The sequence below is a fragment of the Alcaligenes sp. Lyrl_28 genome, from assembly GCF_051948705.1.
GTDB lineage: Bacteria > Pseudomonadota > Gammaproteobacteria > Burkholderiales > Burkholderiaceae_B > Alcaligenes > Alcaligenes ammonioxydans.
On record NZ_JAYJLG010000004.1, the window covers coordinates 125771 to 143428 of the forward strand.

The following is a 17658-nucleotide window of genomic DNA, read 5'->3' on the forward strand; positions in this document are numbered from 1 at the left end:
TGGAGCGTAAGTTACAAGCCCGATCCCGCCTGGATACGGGATCGGGTTTTTTGATGCAGGCTTTCAGCGGGGATGCCGCGGCGTGAGAACTGTTTGCCGATTTCCCGGCCCGGGCCAACGGGCTTGGCAGCAGGGACAGGATTTAATCCAACTCGGGGTGGCGGTCCACCAGACCTTGGCGTTTCTGTTTCAGGCTTTCCAACTCGGCCTCGGCCTTGGCAATGGCTTCTTCCACCTCCTGGACGCTTTGCTCGATGTGATCGTAGGCTTGTTGGAGCAGTTCTTTGGCTTCCTTGGGGTTGGAGGCGGTCGGCGTATCGCCGCGCAAGGGGCGGTTAGCCGTTTCAGGCAGGAACACGGCCGTAATCAAACCGATGACACTAGCAAACATCAGGTAATAGGCAGGGATCAGAAGGTTATTGCTTTGCTCCACCAGCCACGCAGCGATGGTTGGCGTCAGGCCCGCCACAATAATCGCAATATTGAAAGAGGCGGCCAGGGCACTGTAGCGTAGTCGGGTCGGGAACAGGGCGGGCAGGGTAGAGGCCATGACCCCGGTCAGGCAGTTCAGTAAAACGGCCAGAATCAGCAGTCCCAGAAAGATCTGCACATTGCTGTCGCTGCCAATAAAGTGGAAGGCGGGAATGGCAAAGATCAGCAGTCCCAGACTGCCGGCCAGCAAGAAGGGCTTGCGCCCGATCTTGTCGCTGACAAAGCCCACCACCGGTTGCACAAACAGCATCCCGATCATCACCACCACAATAATGAAGACACCGTGTTCTTCGGCATAGCCCAGACTGCTGGACAGATAGGTCGGCATGTAGGTCAGCAACATGTAGTAGGTAATGTTGGTGACCAGCACCATGCCAATACAGATCAGCAGGGCTTTACGGTATTTGGAGAAGATCTCGCCAAAGGAAATCGTCGGGCGCTCTTGCAGGGCGGCACGGTCCTCTTTTTCCATCTTTTCCAGTTGCTCGGTAAAGGCTGGCGTCTCTTCGGCCGCATGGCGCAGATACAGGCCCAAAATGCCCAGTGGGCCGGCTATCAGGAAGGGAATGCGCCAGCCCCAGTCCTGAAAACTGGCTTCGCTCAGGGATGTTTGCAGCAACACCACCAGACCAGCGCCCAGCACAAAGCCTGCAATGGAGCCAAAGTCCAGCCAGCTTCCCAGAAACCCGCGTTGCCGGTCAGGTGCATATTCGGCCACAAAGACCGCGGCGCCGGTGTATTCGCCGCCCACGGAAAAACCCTGGGCCAGTTTGCACAGCAACAGCAAGATGGGGGCCCAGATACCAATCGCGAGGTAGGAGGGAATCAGGCCTATCAGGAAGGTGCTGATCGCCATAATGATGATGGTCAGGGACAGCACCTTCTGACGACCGAACTTGTCCCCCATCAGCCCGAAGAATACGCCGCCCAATGGTCGCACCAAAAAAGGCACGGAAAAGGTGCCCAGCGCCGCAATGGTTTGCACGGCGGGCGAGGCGTCGGGGAAAAAGACTTTACCCAAGGTGGCGGCCACAAAGCCGTAGACACCAAAATCAAACCATTCCATGGCGTTGCCCAGCGCAGCGGCAGTCACGGCTTTTTTGAGCTTGGTGTTGTCTACGACGGTGATGTCGTCAAGATGAAGCGGCTTGGCGTTGCTGGAGGTCGCGGAAGACTGCGTCATGGTGCTTCTCCTGGTGAGCAGGACGATGACGCGCTGGGTCGCCTTGTGGGCCATCAACACCCGGAAAGCAGCACGGGCATGATGGCAGGGTGATCAGGCGAGCCTGAACGGTGCTACGTCCGGCTTTGCTGTTCGTCTATTCATGGAAAGGGTCGAGCAGACTGGGCCAGGTCGCGTCATCCTGCGCACGCGACTAGCGGTCCTTATTGTTACCGAGGCCGGGCGCCCCTCCCATGATATTTGCATATGCTTACAGAGCGCGGCATCCAGGCGGTAATGCTGCTTTTTTCACATAGGCCCGCAGCTCATCCACCAAGGCGGCCGCTGCAGGTGTCAAATCATGTTCCTGATGGAACATCAGGCATAAGGTGCGAACCAGTGTGGGGGCTTGCAGCAGCGAAAAACTCAGGCCGGGCATGAGAACCCGTTGAGCGGCCAGGGCCGGCAGTAGGGCAATGGCCAGACCACTCTGTACCAACGCCGCTTGTGAGGTGGTGCTGGACGCTTCATAAAAAGGGGCTGAGGCTTCAATGGGTAAATCCGGTCGCGATTGCAGCACTGCCATGATGCCTGTTTCGTCCACCACACCGACCAGTTTGCGCTCCTCCAGCGCCGACCAACTGACCGTGTTGTTGGCATCGGGTTTGATCTGCGTGTCGTCGCTGCGATAGAGCACGCCGAATTGATCTTCCAGCAGGGGTTGACTGTCCAGCCCTTGGACATCTGCCCAGGGACTGGTCAGACCAAAGTCGATTTCTCCTGCCACGATCTGGCGCTGAATGCGGCCTGAGTTGTCATCACGCAGATACAGCCGTACCGCAGGGTGCTGCTGCGAGAAATGAGCGGCAGCCGGTGCAATCAGATCCGTGATGGCCGAAGGGGCGGCCGCCACACTGACCCGCCCGCTTTTCAATTCTCCGTAACGCATGACATCACTGATGGCCCCATCAAAGTCCGCCAGCAATCGCGTGATGCGCGGCAGGAACTCCAGGCCAATAGGCGTCAGGGATACGCGCCGACTGGTGCGATTGAACAGAGTGGTATTCAAGGCAACTTCCAACTGCTGAATCAGGCCCGTGACCGAGGACTGGGTTTGAAAAAGTCGCCGGGCGGCGTGGGTGAAGCTGGCCTCCTGGGCGACGGCGACAAAGGCATTCAGGTGCTTGAGCGTGATGTGCTTGGGAAGTCTGTCCATTTCATTTTCTGATTGATCAATTAACTTAAACAATTTTTCATATTAATAATACCTTTGGATAATGCGGTCAACTCCCCTTTTTGTGGGAGGGTAAGTGGAGACGTAAATGCAGACAGACGACCGCAGCTTGGACGTCAAGATCAGCAATGGCTGGATTATTGATGGCTTGGCCACCCCGCGCTGGCGCGGTGATGTGGGTATTCGGTCGGGGCGTATTGTGGCCCTGGGCGATTTGAGCGCCTGGCATGCCGATCAAGTGGTGGATGCCAGCGGCCATGTGGTGGCCCCCGGATTTATCGACACCCACGGTCATGATGACTTGATGTTCATCGAGCGGCCCGCTCTGGACTGGAAAACCAGTCAGGGCATTACGACGGTGGTGGTTGGCAATTGTGGCGTCAGCGCCTTTCCGGCTCCCTTGCCCGGCAATTCGGCGGCTGCCTTGGCCTTGCTGGGCGACTCGCCCTTGTTTAAGGACATGGCGCAGTATGCACAGGCGGTGCGTCAGTTAACGCCCATGATCAATGTGGCAGCCTTGGTCGGCCATGCGAATTTGCGCATGGCTGTCATGCAGGACCCGCTCGCTCAGCCTGACGCCGATGAGCAGCAGGCCATGCAAGCCCTGTTGGCCCAGGCTCTGCAGGATGGGGCGGTGGGCTTTAGTACTGGCTTGGCCTATGAGCCTGGCTGCATGGCCGAACCGGCCGAACTGGAAGGCCTGGCCCGTGTTGCCGCTTCCCAGGGCTCCTTGCATACCAGTCATATTCGCAATGAAGGCGATACGGTGCAGGAGTCGGTAGAAGAAGTGCTGGCGATAGGCCGCCAGACGCAGTGCGCCACCCTGGTGTCGCATCACAAGTGCATGATGCCGGCCAACTGGGGCCGCAGTAGTGAGACCTTGGCCAATATTGATCGAGCGCGCGCCGATGGCGTACAGGCCACCCTCGATATCTACCCCTATTCGGGCAGCTCCACGATCCTGATTCCTGAGCGCGCCCACACCATAGACCAGATTCGTATTACCTGGTCCGAGCCTCACCCGGAATGCAATGGCCTGTATCTGGCCGAGATTGCCGAACAGTGGGGCTGCGACCGTGAAACTGCCGCACGGCGTTTGCTGCCGGCCGGCGCGATTTATTTTGCGATGGACGAGAAAGAAGTCCAGCGTATTTTCAGCCACCCATGTTGCATGGTGGGCTCGGACGGATTGCCTGCGGATGCGCATCCCCACCCTCGGTTGTGGGGCAGTTTTACGCGCATTTTAGGGCGGTACGTACGCGAAGATGGCCTGATGTCCCTGGAGCAGGCGGTCGCCAAAATGACGGCCCTGCCTGCTTCGGTTTTCGGGCTGGAAAACCGCGGCGTGTTGCAAGTCGGCGCCTGGGCGGATCTGGTGGTGTTTAATCCCGAAACGGTGCAAGATTGCGCCACCTGGGAGCAGCCCACCTTACCGTCTCAAGGTGTGCAGACTGTGTTTGTCAATGGTGTACAGGTTCATCCTGTCGCTCCGGAGCAGCGGCCCGGACAGGTGCTTAAACGCGCCTTTGCCGCTCAGGCACAAAGCCTGGATGCGCCGATTATTTCGGTTTAAGCGGCGCATCGGACAAGAAACCAGTTGCCCGGATCTGGGGCCGTCAACCAGGGCAGGGTGATTGCATCACATGCAAAGGCCGGACTTATGAAAAGCCGGCCAGGAAGGATCGTTAAGGAGACGACATGAGTGTCATTCAGCAAGCAATGCCAACGGGCAAGCGCAATGCAGCCATGGTGGTGTTTTTAATTGGCATGGCGATTGCCTTGTACACCCATTTTTACATGCCGGGTGAAAGCTCCCTGTGGGGCTTGACGCCGGTAGTGGTGTTCGCGCTTATCGCCCTGCTGGGTGTGGACATTGTGTTGGCCACGATTGGAGCCATTGTTTTGGGCGCCATCATGACCAGCACGACGCCGATTGCGATGGGTAAACTGCTGGCCGAGTCCCTGGGCTCGTTCATTGCGGTGGTGGGTTTGATTATTGTGCTGGGCGCCGGGGTTGGCGAGGTCGCCGCCCGTACGGGTGCCGCTGAGCAATTGGTGCGAGCCATTGTGAAGCGTATCGGCTTGTCCAATCCGGTGCGTGTGCGTTTGGGCATCATGGTGGCGTCCACCCTGATCTGTGGCGCTCTGGGCACGTTGGCGGGCGGTAACGCCATTATCGCTGCGGTGGTGATCCCGATTGCCGCGGCCGTGCGTCTGTCTCCCCCCGCCGTGGCTGCCTTGTTCCAAAGCGCCGGCTCCGCAGGTCTGGTGCTGGGCCCATTCACTCCTAATGTGGTGACGGTAACGGGTCTGACCGGTTTGAGCTACACCGACTATTTGCTGGTGGCCGGCCTGCCGATGGCGGCGGCAACCTTGCTGACGGGCTGGTTCATGTCCGGCCGCATCCAGAAAATCACCAAAGACCAGTTCCAGTACGAAGAAGCCTCGCAAGGCCAGGCGGCTTTTGATGTGAATGCCAAGGCGTCGCCTAAAGCAGTACGTGCAGCCTGGGCTTTCTGCATCACGATTGTGGGTCTGGCGGCGGTGGGTATTGCCTCCAAGGCCGGCTTTGCATACGCCATTATTGTGATGGTGTCCCTGGGAGCGGCAACCGGTCTGGCCGGCGGCATGAACCCACGCGAGATTTTGCAGGCCATGTATGCCGGGGCGGGCAAGCTGATCTGGATTTTCTTCTTGTTCTGGCTGTTCAATCCCGTGCTGGTGCTGGTGGATCAGCTCAATGCCTATCACGCCTTGCTCGATTCGGTACAACCGTATCTGGTCGGCATCAGTGGCGCGGTACTGTGCATGTTGATTGTGGCCTTTAACGTGGTGGGCCATATTCCGGGAGCCGCCGTCGCACAGATGACCTTTACCGCCAAGATTTTTGGCCCCCTCCTGGCAGCAGCTGGCGTGGGTCCTGCCGCAACGGCCGCCGTCATTCTGGGTAGCTCGCAAATTGACTGGTTCGGTCCCTTTCCTTCTTCGGATATGTTCGGCCAGATGGGGCTGGCGCGTTCCACTCAGCTTAAATACATGTTGTATAACGGCTGGGCGGTGATGATCGTCAACTTGTTGATGTTCGCCGGTCTATTCCTGATTTTGGTCTGAGTGCGGAAGGAGAGTGTGTATGTTTGCCTTGGGAAGCGAGTTGTTGGATGCGCCACGGGTTCGTGAGCGTCTGCAAGAAAGACTGGAGCCTGTGCTGGCCCAGGAAGCCGCCCGCATTTCGATGGCGGTCTACGCGACCGACGGTACCTCCTTGTTTGAGTGGCATGCGCAGCGCGTCATGCCCTCGGCCAGCTTGATCAAGACGCCCATGCTGCTGTGTCTGCTGGAACAGGTTGCCCAGGGCAGATTGTCGCTGGATACGGTCTATCCCTTGCCCGAGGGAGACCGTACGCCAGGCACCGGTATTTTGAGCCAGTTGCCTGGCGTGACCAGCCTGAGCTTGCGTGAGCTGGCCCTGCTGATGATCATTTTGAGCGACAACGTCGCCACCAATGCGCTGATCGACTTGCTGGGCATGGCTAACATCAACGCCTGGTGCGCGCAGGCTGGCCTGCAGCAGACCCAGTTGCAGCGTCACATGATGGACATGAAGGCGCGGGAGGCTGGTAAAGACAACTGGACTACCGCCCAGGATGCCTGCTCGACCTTGCTCTACCTGCTTGGCTCGCCTGCCTTGCCGGAAAGCCTGCGTCAGCAGGGTCTGGACATGCTGGCTGACCAGCGTGAACGAGGACATTTTGCGGCAATTTTGCCTTCCATCGCTCAACTGGCTCACAAGACCGGCTCTTTGCCCGGCTTGCGCCACGATGCCGGAATCTTGACCATGGGTGAGCGCAGTGTGGTGCTGGCGGTGATGGCCGATGGCTTTACGGACGGGCGCACCAGCACGTCTCTTTACGGGGGGCAGGGGGCGGGGGTGTTGTCCCGTCTGGCCTTGGAAACTGCTCGCGCCTTGCAGTACTGAGCCGGGCTGAAAGGATAAAAGTATGTCTACGACACGTGTGGCCCTGGTTCAGCTGGATAGTGGCCGCGACCGCCAGACCAATCTGGATCAGCTGGAGCATTGGGTGCTGGCCGCCGCCAGGGACGGGGCAAAACTCATTGTGACCCCCGAGTACAGCGATGTACGCGGCGATACGCCATGGCTGCAGCAAAACGCCACGCCTATCCCAGGCTTGGTAACCGAGCATATGGCCAGCCTGGCGCGGCGCACCGGAGCCTGGATTCATCTGGGTTCCATGCATGAGCGCCGTCCGGACGATCCTCGCCTGGGCAATACCAGTGTGACTTTCTCGCCCGATGGACAGATCGTGGCTCAGTATCGCAAAGTGCATTTATACGATGCGGTGGTCAACGGCCTGGAATACCGCGAGTCCGACGATTTTTGTCCTGGTGAGGAGGTTCAGAATGTGCAGGTCGGGGAACTGAACCTGGGTCTGAGCATTTGCTATGACATGCGCTTTGCCGAGCTCTTTCGTACCTTGCGAGCCCGGGGCGCGAATGTCCTGGTGGTGCCGGCTGCCTTTAATGTGCATACCGGCCGCGACCATTGGGAAGTGCTGTTGCGTGCCCGTGCCATTGAGAACCAATGCTATGTGCTGGCCGCCGCCCAAATTGGGGGGCCTGGTCCTGCCCTGCCCTGTCTGGGTCGCAGTATGATTATTGACCCTTGGGGAACGGTACTGGCCTGCATGCCGGATCATCCTGGCTATATCTGTGCCGATCTGGACCCCGCTCGTGTGCAGCGCATGCGCGAATCACTGCCGGCCTGGCAGCACCGCCGGGGTGATCTGTATCCTATTCCCTCTTGATTGTGTGCTGAAACCGACCGGAGCCCGTCATGACTGTTCCTGCTGCTTTTGAGTTTTACCCGGGCACTGTCCCCTTGCTGATCTCCATGCCGCATTCGGGCACCTACGTGCCCTCGGATTTGCTGACGCGTTTCACGGAATCGGCTCGTCAGGTGCCTGATACGGACTGGCATATTCCCCGCCTTTATGAATGCGCGCGCACATTGGGGGCTTCGGTTCTGGCAGCGACCTATTCACGCTTTGTCGTGGACCAGAACCGCCCGCCGGACAATAGCAGCCTGTATCCGGGTCAAAGTGTCACCGGCCTATGTCCAGTGGACATGTTTGACGATGCGCCCATTTATCAGCCCGGCCAGGAGCCGGACGAGCGAGAGGTTGCCCAGCGGCGCGAAACCATCTGGTTGCCTTATCACCAGAAACTGGAAGAAGAGCTCACCCGCCTGCTGGCGCTGCATGGTCGTGTGGTCCTATGGGATGCGCACTCGATTCGTTCGGTAGTGCCGCGTTTTTTTGAAGGCCGCCTGCCCGATCTGAATTTTGGCACCGCCAATGGTCAGAGCTGTGATCCTGCCTTGAGCGAACGTCTGATGAAAACGGCCTTGGCCAACCAGGACTACAGCAGCGTGTTGAATGGCCGTTTCAAAGGTGGCTACATTACTCGCCATTACGGACGTCCTGAACAGAACATCCATGCGGTCCAACTGGAAATGGCGCAGTGCTGTTATATGCAAGAGCAATGGCCTTTTGCCTACAACGAAGAGGCGGCCGGTCGGATCCAGCCCCTGATCGAGGCTTTGCTGCGCGACGCGCTGGCCTTTGCCACGCAAGCGTAAACGCCTTGTCGGCCCCGGCACAGACTGTCCGGGGCGCTACACTATCGCCTTGGCCACGGTGGCCGTAGAGCGATTCATCCATGTCCGACTTTCCCCCCCCCCTGTTCGAGAAGCTGTGCTGTCCCTTGGATGGCTTGCCGCTCACATTTGAATCACCTAGCTGGCGTTGCGCCTCGGGTCATTGCTTTGACACCGCCAGTCAGGGCTATATCAATCTCCTGCCGGTACAGAACAAGCGTTCTCGCGATCCGGGCGATAGCAAGGAAATGGTAGCGGCACGCCGTCGCTATCTGGAATCGGGGGTGTATGAACCTATTGCCGCCGGTGTGTGGCGTGCCTTGATGGATGGTCTGGAAGGGGAGGCTCCTTATGCCTGTCTGGATGCGGGCTGTGGTGAAGGCTATTACCCGCGTTACTTGCGTCAGCAGGATCAAGATGGGCAGTTGGCCCTGATTGGTCTGGATATTTCCAAATGGGCCGTTATGGCGGCGGCACGCAGCTCCTCGGACATCCGTTGGCTGGTGGGCAGCAATGCGCAACTGCCAGTGCCCGATGGTGCCTTGGATGCGGTCTTATGCCTGTTTGGGTTTGCAGTGCCCGAGGAATTTTGGCGGGCTTTAAAGCCAGGTGGCATCTGGGTTCAGGTTGAGGCCGGGCCGGAGCATCTGCTGGAGCTGCGTCGCATTATTTATCCGACGCTGAAAGCCGATAAGGAAGAGAATCTGGTGCCCCCGACCGGCTTTAGCCTGGAAACCACCGAACGCGTCCGTGCCCAGATCCGGCTCGACTCACAGGAACAGATTGCAGATCTGCTGTTGATGACACCCCACCTGTTTCGAGCCAGTGCCCAGGGGCGGGAACAAGCGCGTCAATTGACGAGCCTGCCTGTTCAGCTGGATGTGCGTATCAAGGTGCTGCGCCGTCTTTAAGCGCTCTGCTTGTCTGTTTCGTCTACGCCAGGATCGCACAGCTCGACGCGGTTGCGACCATTGCGCTTGGCTTTATACAGGGCTTCGTCCGCCAGTTTCAGGACGGTGCTGTGGTCGCGGGCGTGAATCGGCCAGTGGGCCAACCCGATTGAAATGGTGATGGGCGAGCCCGCAGGACTGGTAGTCTCGCTGATCAGAATGCGCAAGCGCTCGGCCAGTTGCAACGCCTGATCGATATCCTGATCAGGCAGGAAAATACAGAACTCCTCACCGCCGACCCGGCAGATCAGATCCGTGTCGCGGGTGCAGGCCCGCATGGTGTCGGCCAGAAAGCTCAATACCAGATCGCCGACATCGTGGCCGTAGGTATCGTTGACCCGTTTGAAGTGGTCAATATCCACGGTCAGTACGGAAAAGGGGGTGTCCATTTCCTTCCATTGCTGCAGCACTGTCGTCATGCCGCGCCGGTTGTTCAGACCGGTCAGGGGGTCGGTATTGCGTTCCACATTCATGACGCCCATCTTGCGGTTGACACGTTTCAAACCCAGCAGCATGGCCAGCTTGATCTGGCGGGACTCAAAGTACCAGGCGTGAACCTGGGCAATACGGGAGCTGGCATTGGCCGAATCCAGGTGTGGAGCCTGCCGGGCCAGCTGACGCAGGGGTTTGGCGATCAGCATGGCCAGCATCCAGATCAGAATCTGTACGGCCAGAAAAAAGGGAATGGAGTTGCGCACTACTTTTCCCAGCAAGACGGTCAACTCGTCCAGAACGACTTTTGTGGGGCTTTGTACCACCACCCCCCATTTCACATCGCTGCTGGGGGCGAAACCGGCCAGCATGTCCACGCCCTTGATGTTGCGCAAGGACAAGGCGTCACTTTCGCCCTGGCTGACGGCATCAATGGCCGGGTTGCCGTGTATGACTTCGCCAATACGCGCGACATCCCGGTGGAAAATCAGGCGTTTGTGTTGATCAACCACATAGATGTAGGAGCCATCACGGTAAAAATGTTCACCTAGCAGGGTATTGAGGCTATTGGGCTCGTGCAGATAAATAGAGCCGCCCACCAGACCTTTGTAGTTTCCCTGGGCGTCAAAAAGAGGGTGGGACAGAAAAATCAGCAAGCGCCCCGTTGCGGACAGATAGGGCGGGCTGACGACGGGTTTACGCGTTTTCAAGGCCAGTTGAGTGCCTTCGCCGCGCAAGGTTGTGCCCAACAAGCTGAGCTTTTCAGGAGCATTGGCCAGGACCCGTCCCTCGGCATCGAGAATCAGCACCGAGTTAAAACTGTTGTTTTGTTCTTTCAGCCGTTGTACTTCGTCGATCAGTAATTGTTCGTCGATATACCTGGATCGCTCGAGCACGCCAGCGCTATAGCTCAGTTGCTGCAACAGGTTGGCGATAAATGCATCTGTACTGCTGGCCAGTTTCAGCGCGTAGGCGCGGTTTTTTTCCAGAGCTTGCTCGATCAGCAAGGAACGTTCCGCTGAGTAGGCCCCATACAAGGTGTAGCCCATGGTCAGCAGACTGCTGGCAGTAGCCAGCAAGAGAATCAGCCGGCGCAGATCAACAAAAAACATGAGGAAGGGCGAGTGCTCGAAATAAAGGGAGGAAAGGGGGCACAAGACAGGCGGGAGGCACCTAAATGATTATACGTAAAGAATGTTTCCGGGTTTGTGTAGGTGTGTCGGAAGGCCACAGGGGGGACGTCACGCGGGGCAGGGGGTGGCGCCAGCGTGTAAGATGTGAAATGGTCTAGACCCATAGACAATTACCCGATGTGTTTTGCTGGCTGGGTGAATTGGGTGGTATCGGCCGGCACTTTTCCATGGAGATCCCGATATGAAAAGCGTAGATAGTTTTAAAGCTTTGCACCAGTTGGATGTCGGCGGGCAGTCCTACGACTACTATCGGTTGGATGCGGTTCGTGGAGATGGTCTGGATGTTGCCAGTCTGCCTTATGGCTTGAAGATCCTGCTGGAAAACTTGCTGCGCACCGAAGATGGTGGGGATGTGACGGCCGATGACATTCGCGCCCTGGCGGCCTGGGACCCGGCTGCCGAGCCTGACCGCGAAATTGCTTTTACCCCCGCTCGCGTCGTGTTGCAGGATTTTACGGGCGTGCCTGCCGTGGTGGATTTGGCTGCCATGCGCGAAGCGATGCAGGCGCTGGGCGGCGACCCGCAAAAAATCAATCCTCTGGCGCCAGTAGAGCTGGTGATTGACCATTCGGTGATCGTGGACGATTTTGGCAAGCCCAGCTCGTTTGAACGCAACGTGCAGATTGAGTACGAACGCAATATGGAGCGTTATCAGTTTCTGCGCTGGGGCCAAAGCGCGTTTAACAATTTCAAGGTCGTTCCCCCCGGTACGGGGATTGTGCATCAGGTCAACCTGGAGCATCTGGCCCGTGTGGTCTTTACACGCGACGAGCAAGGCCGTCAGCTGGCCTATCCCGATACCTGTGTCGGTACGGACTCGCACACGCCCATGGTGAACGGTTTGGGCGTGGTGGCCTGGGGGGTAGGCGGGATTGAGGCTGAAGCGGCCATGTTGGGTCAGCCTATTTCCATGCTGATCCCGCGTGTCGTGGGCTTTAAGCTGACCGGTCAAATGCCCGAAGGCACAACGGCCACGGATCTGGTGCTGACCATCACCGACATGCTGCGCCAGCACGGCGTAGTCGGCAAGTTTGTCGAGTTCTATGGCCCAGGCGTCAGTGCCGTGCCTTTGGCCAATCGTGCCACCATCGGCAATATGAGCCCCGAATACGGCTCCACCATCTCCATGTTCCCGATTGACGAGGAAACACTGCGTTATATGGAGCTGACCGGACGTAGCAAAGAGCAGATCGAGCTGGTGCGTGCCTATGCGCAGGCTCAGGGGCTGTGGCACGACCCCGAGCACGAGCCACGTTATTCCGAACGTCTGGAGCTGGACCTGTCCACGGTGGTGCCCTCGATCGCCGGACCTAAGCGTCCCCAGGACCGTATCGCACTGTCGTCCTCCAAACCGGCCTTCCGTACTGCGGTGCGTGATTTGCTGGGCGATGATGTCGCCACCTACGACGAGGCCGTCGAAGAGAGCTTTCCTGCCTCGGACGTGCCCTCGCATAAACCGCCAGCACCCCGGAAAGCGGCGGTGGAGTTCACGCTGGCCGATGGCAGCCCATGCACGCTGGATCATGGCTCGGTCGTTATTGCTGCGATTACTTCATGTACCAACACCTCTAACCCCAGCGTCATGATGGCGGCGGGGCTGCTGGCCAAGAAGGCCGTGGAAAAGGGCCTGAGCCGCAAGCCTTGGGTGAAAACCAGTCTGGCTCCGGGATCGCGCGTGGTCACGGATTACTACCAGCGTGCAGGTCTGACCTCTTATCTGGACAAGCTGGGCTTTGATCTGGTTGGCTACGGTTGCACCACATGTATCGGTAACTCCGGTCCCTTGATTCCGGAAGTCAGCCAGGCCATTAATCAGAACGATCTGGCGGTGGTGTCCACGCTGTCCGGCAATCGTAACTTCGAAGGGCGCATTCACCCCGAAGTGAAAATGAACTACCTGATGTCGCCCCCGCTGGTGGTGGCTTATGCCCTGGCCGGCACCATGGATATCGACCTGTACCACGAACCGTTGGGGCAGGGCAGCGATGGTCAGGACGTCTATCTGAAAGACATCTGGCCTTCCGCGGCGGAAGTACAGGAGGTGATTGGCAAAGCCATTGCCTCCGAGATGTACCGTGACGGCTACGCGGATGTATTTGCCGGTGATGAGCGCTGGCGCTCCCTGCCTACGCCCAAAGGGGATCGTTTCGAGTGGCAGGACGATTCCACCTACGTGCGAAAACCGCCTTATTTCATTGACCTGAAGCGTGAGCCCAGCCCTGTGGCGGACATACGGGGGGCCCGCGTACTGGCCAAGCTGGGCGATTCGGTGACGACAGACCATATCAGCCCTGCCGGTTCCATTGCCCGCACGTCGCCGGCTGCCACTTACCTGATGGACCACGGTGTCAAACCCCAGGATTTCAACTCCTATGGCTCTCGTCGCGGCAACCATGAGGTCATGATTCGCGGCACGTTTGCCAATGTGCGTTTGCGTAATCAACTGGCACCTGGCACAGAAGGCGGTTATACGCGCGACTTTACGCAGGACGGCGCGCCGGTAGCCACGATTTACGATGCCTCGCGTCATTACCTCAATGCCGGTGTTCCGCTGGTGATTCTGGCGGGCAAGGAATACGGCTCGGGTTCTTCTCGTGACTGGGCGGCCAAGGGCACCGTGCTTTTGGGCGTGCGTGCGGTGATTGCCGAATCCTACGAGCGCATTCACCGCAGTAACCTGTTGGGGATGGGGGTGATGCCCTTGCAGTTCCTGGCTGGTCAAAATGCTGCCACGCTGGGTCTGACCGGGGATGAGGTGTTTGATATTGAAGGCATCACGGCGCTGAACCAGGACCGCATTCCGGAAAAAGTCACTGTGCGGGCCGGTGATATCGAGTTCGAGGCGCTGGTTCGAATCGATACGCCCAGCGAAGCGCATTACTACCGTCATGGGGGTATCATGCAATACGTTTTGCGAGGCTTGCTAAAGGCATAAGCGCTGCGGCAGGCCAGAGCGTGTTGTGATACGCCAGCAGGTGCGCCAGTGACTTGAGGGGACTGGCGCACTGGTGGATGAGAGGGCCGGCATGTCTGCCGGCTTTTTTGCTTGGATAAAGAAAAAATGACACATACCCAGGAAGCTTCTTGGTCTGAGTTACTGTCGGGCCGCAATGGCTTGCGCTCCTTGGCCCTGGCCGGAGGGGTGGCTGTTCATGCCATTAACGTATACGTGGCCACCACCATTCTTCCTTCGGTCGTGGAGGATATTGGCGGGCTGGAGTACTACGCCTGGAATACCACGTTGTTTGTGGTGGCCTCGATTCTGGGCTCGGCCCTGTCACCGCAGGTTCTGGAGAAGTGGGGCCTGCGACACAGCTTTCTGATGTCGCTGTTGTTTTTTGCCATTGGCACGACCTTGTGCGCGGCAGCGCCCTCCATGCTGTTTTTGCTGTTTGCCCGCACGATTCAGGGTTTAGGGGGCGGCTTGCTGCTGGGTCTGAGCTATTCCTCCATCCGGCTGGTGTTTGAGGAGCGGCTCTGGCCGCGTGTCATGGCCCTGGTCTCCAGCATGTGGGGGGTGGCTACCCTGTCGGGCCCGGCCATTGGCGGCGTTTTTGCCCAGATGGGACAGTGGCGTCTGGCCTTCTGGAGTGTCTTGCCCTGTGCGGCCTTGCTGGCGGTGCTGGTCTGGACACAGCTGCGCGATGCGCGGGCTCCAGAATCACGACAATCAGGCTCGACCCTGGGCAAGGTATTGTTGTTGACGGCTTCGGTGCTGGTAATGTCGGCGGGCAGCTTGTCCACCTCCTGGGTGATCAATCTGGCCGGTGTGGCGGGCGGTGCTGCCTTGGTTTACGGGATGGCACGCTCAGACCGTCAATCTACCAGTCGTCTGTTTCCCCAAGGCACCTATTCGATTCGTACTGCTTTGGGCAGTCTCTATGCCGGTATTGGTCTGGTCAGCGTGGCCGTAGCGACCGAAATCTTCATTCCGTATTTCCTGCAGATCATTCACCACATGAGTCCCCTGAAGGCGGGCTATCTGACCGCCTTGATGTCAGGGGGATGGACCTTGGGGTCGATTGCCAGCTCCAGCCGTGGGCTGGAAACCGGCGATAGACTGATTATTGTCGGGCCGGTGCTCTCGGGCCTGTCCCTGGCTGCTTTGGGAGTCCTCATCCCATGGGTGGGCTTGAGTGAGGGGACAGACTATTCCTGGGCCCTGTATCTGGCTTTGCTGGGCGTGGGGGTAGGGATTGGGCTGGCCTGGCCGCACTTGTTGACGCGGGTTTTTCATTCGGCCCCCAAGGGGCAGGAGAATATCGCCTCGGCCGCCATTACCACCTTGCAGTTGTACACGATGGCATTGGGGGCGGCCTTGGCAGGGATAATTACCACGGCAACCGGGTTTGTGGACCCTGGCGGCATGCAGGGCGCGCGTCAGTCGGCACAGGCTTTGCTGTGGTTGTTTGCCCTGGCGCCCCTTTTAGCTGCCTTTCTGTCCGGACCGGCGCGCCGTGTGCGTCCTGGCGCTTAGTCCTGGACGGTGCTTTTGGGCAGGCGAAACAGTTCCGGGTCTGGGCCAAGACGGCCATCGGGCCGGTCCAGACTGGCGATATCGGCCATATCCTGTTCGCTTAGCTCGAAGCTGAAGATGTCCATATTGGCGCGCTGACGCTCGGGGGAGTTGGACTTGGTAATCACCATATTGCCCAGTTGAATCTGCCAGCGCAGCATGACTTGAGCCACGGAACGGCCATGCTGCTTGGCAATCTTGTTCAGCACCGGGTTGTCCCACAGCGTGCCCAGCCCCAGGGGGCTCCAGGCTTGAGTCTGAATGGCATGATCTTCATGATAGTGGCGCGATTCAGCCTGCTGGAAACCGGGGTGCAGTTCGATCTGGTTCAATACGGGCAGAACGCCGGTCTTGTCCAGCAGGGTTTGCAGGTGCTGCGGCAGAAAATTGCATACCCCAATCGATTTCACACGGCCCTCGTTGCGCAGATTGATCAGCGTCTCCCAGGTCTGGATGTACTGGCGGTTTTTGGGCACGGGCCAGTGAATCAGGTACAGATCTACATAATCGAGCTGCAGCTTGTCCATGCTTTCCTCAAAGCCTGCACGGGTATTGTCGTGGCCATGCATGTCATTCCACAGCTTGGTGGTCACAAACAGCTCTTCGCGGGGCACCTTGGACTGGCGAATCCCTTGGCCGACTTCGGCTTCGTTGCCGTAAATGGCGGCAGTATCGATCAGGCGGTAGCCCGCTTCGATGCCACTGCACACCACATCGGCCGTTTGCTCGGCAGGTACCTGCCAGACGCCCAGGCCCAGTTGCGGGGCGCGGTTATCATCATGGAAGGTGATTGTTGGGGGGGTAGTCGACATGGGTCTCTCCTCGGTTGAGTGCACGGCAAAACAGCCTGGATACGACTGATGAAACCACCGCGCATTGGGAACAATCGGGTTCTAGAGTACAAGCGCTGACTCTGTAAAAGTCCTTAAAAGGACCGGAATCCGCATGGGGTGGACACGCGAGGCTTGTACGCAGGCAGGAAATTAGCTTATTGTTTTTTGTCCTGCGGCGATTATAGAGGCGTCGACTGGTTTTTTTCTTAAGATGTTGCAATCTGCATCATTCACAATCCTATATAAGCAATCCTATATAAGCGTTTGCGCTATGGGATTCCAGCTGGAGTAAGTATGAGCGTACATACCACGCAGGTTCGCGTTAGCGTTCCCACTTTGATCGCCTGCAAGGGCAAACAAAAAATTGCTGCCTTGACTGCGTACATCGCGCCCGTTGCACGGATGCTGGACGAGCACCTGGACATGATTCTGGTGGGTGACTCGACCGCCATGGTGGGCTATGCGATGCCTGACACCTTAAGCATTACGGTCGATATGATGGCTGCCCATGCAGCGGCTGTGGTGCGCGCGACGCAGCATGCTTGCATTGTCGTGGATATGCCGTTTGGCAGCTATCAGGAATCACCCCAGCAGGCTTTTGCCAATGCCTCGCGCATGCTGGCGGCCAGCGGTGCGCAGGCGGTCAAGCTCGAAGGTGGGCATGTCATGGCGGAAACCACCCGTTTCCTGGTGGAGCGGGGTGTTCCGGTGCTGGCGCACGTCGGCCTGATGCCTCAGTACGTCAATACCATGGGCGGCTATAAGGCGCAGGGGATGACCGATGCCGCTGCACAGCGTGTTTTGGAAGATGCGGTCGCCCACGCCCAGGCCGGAGCCTGGGGAGTCGTGCTGGAAGGTGTGGCGGAAAGTTTGGGTCGCCGCATTACGGAAAGTATTGCGATTCCCACCATCGGCATTGGCGCCTCGCCCGCCTGCGATGGACAAGTCCTGGTGACTGAGGACATTCTGGGCCTGACCAATGGCAAGATTCCCAAGTTCGCCAAACCGTATGCGGATGTGGGGGCCTTGATCTCGCAAGCGGCCGCCCAATACGCGGCCGAAGTGCGGGATGGGACTTTCCCTACGCTCGATCAATGTTTCGGTGTTAAACGCTAGTCCGGCCAACTATTCCGCACTAGAATATTCCATGTTGATAAATGCGGCATTCACAT

At 58.4% G+C, this 17658-nt stretch carries 13 protein-coding genes; 9 read left to right on the plus strand and 4 right to left on the minus strand.

Annotation, left to right across the window (positions count from 1 at the left end):
- Window positions 1–142: 142 nt before the first annotated feature.
- Both proP and VF694_RS11215 read right to left on the minus strand, forming a co-directional pair.
- Complete coding sequence (gene proP, locus VF694_RS11210) at window positions 143–1675, minus strand: glycine betaine/L-proline transporter ProP (RefSeq protein WP_003805648.1); 1533 nt, start codon at window positions 1673–1675, stop codon at window positions 143–145.
- A gap of 250 nt (window positions 1676–1925) precedes the next feature.
- Window positions 1926–2870, minus strand: a complete 945-nt coding sequence (locus VF694_RS11215; RefSeq protein WP_059318119.1) for a LysR family transcriptional regulator — start codon at window positions 2868–2870, stop codon at window positions 1926–1928.
- Window positions 2871–2976: 106 nt separating this feature from the next.
- Here VF694_RS11215 and VF694_RS11220 point away from each other — a divergent pair, with 106 nt between their 5' ends.
- The 6 genes from VF694_RS11220 to VF694_RS11245 all read left to right on the plus strand — a co-directional run bounded on the left by VF694_RS11220 (window position 2977) and on the right by VF694_RS11245 (window position 9473).
- Window positions 2977–4461, plus strand: coding sequence for an N-acyl-D-amino-acid deacylase family protein (locus tag VF694_RS11220; protein ID WP_003805650.1), 1485 nt, complete (start codon window positions 2977–2979; stop codon window positions 4459–4461).
- Between the two features lie 125 nt (window positions 4462–4586).
- Complete coding sequence (locus VF694_RS11225) at window positions 4587–5999, plus strand: hypothetical protein (protein ID WP_003805653.1); 1413 nt, start codon at window positions 4587–4589, stop codon at window positions 5997–5999.
- Between the two features lie 19 nt (window positions 6000–6018).
- Window positions 6019–6864 carry a serine hydrolase gene (locus VF694_RS11230; protein WP_003805654.1) on the plus strand — a complete coding sequence of 282 codons (846 nt, stop codon included), beginning with the start codon at window positions 6019–6021 and terminating at the stop codon, window positions 6862–6864.
- Window positions 6865–6886: 22 nt separating this feature from the next.
- Window positions 6887–7711 carry a carbon-nitrogen hydrolase family protein gene (locus tag VF694_RS11235; RefSeq protein ID WP_003805656.1) on the plus strand — a complete coding sequence of 275 codons (825 nt, stop codon included), beginning with the start codon at window positions 6887–6889 and terminating at the stop codon, window positions 7709–7711.
- A gap of 29 nt (window positions 7712–7740) precedes the next feature.
- Window positions 7741–8544: an N-formylglutamate deformylase gene (hutG, locus tag VF694_RS11240; protein WP_059318122.1), complete on the plus strand. Its 804-nt coding sequence runs from the start codon at window positions 7741–7743 to the stop codon at window positions 8542–8544.
- 80 nt (window positions 8545–8624) lie between these two features.
- Window positions 8625–9473, plus strand: a complete 849-nt coding sequence (locus tag VF694_RS11245) for a putative RNA methyltransferase (RefSeq protein ID WP_240209094.1) — start codon at window positions 8625–8627, stop codon at window positions 9471–9473.
- Here the strand turns inward: VF694_RS11245 and VF694_RS11250 are convergent.
- On the minus strand, window positions 9470–11056 hold the full coding sequence (locus tag VF694_RS11250) for a sensor domain-containing diguanylate cyclase (RefSeq protein WP_240209093.1): 1587 nt from the start codon (window positions 11054–11056) through the stop codon (window positions 9470–9472). The genes VF694_RS11245 and VF694_RS11250 overlap by 4 nt on opposite strands.
- A gap of 262 nt (window positions 11057–11318) precedes the next feature.
- On the opposite strand from VF694_RS11250, the gene acnA reads away from it, so the two are divergent.
- Entirely contained in the window at window positions 11319–14072 is a 2754-nt protein-coding gene (acnA, locus tag VF694_RS11255) for an aconitate hydratase AcnA (RefSeq protein WP_440164384.1), read from the plus strand.
- A gap of 126 nt (window positions 14073–14198) precedes the next feature.
- On the plus strand, window positions 14199–15614 hold the full coding sequence (locus VF694_RS11260; RefSeq protein WP_003805667.1) for an MFS transporter: 1416 nt from the start codon (window positions 14199–14201) through the stop codon (window positions 15612–15614).
- On the opposite strand, the gene VF694_RS11265 is transcribed toward VF694_RS11260, so the two are convergent.
- Window positions 15611–16465: an aldo/keto reductase gene (locus VF694_RS11265; protein WP_003805669.1), complete on the minus strand. Its 855-nt coding sequence runs from the start codon at window positions 16463–16465 to the stop codon at window positions 15611–15613. The genes VF694_RS11260 and VF694_RS11265 overlap by 4 nt on opposite strands.
- Before the next feature lie 315 nt (window positions 16466–16780).
- Between VF694_RS11265 and panB the strand changes: the two genes are divergently transcribed.
- Window positions 16781–17602 (plus strand): 3-methyl-2-oxobutanoate hydroxymethyltransferase, encoded by an 822-nt coding sequence (gene panB / locus VF694_RS11270; RefSeq protein ID WP_003805671.1) that lies wholly within the window; start codon window positions 16781–16783, stop codon window positions 17600–17602.
- Window positions 17603–17658: the final 56 nt, after the last annotated feature.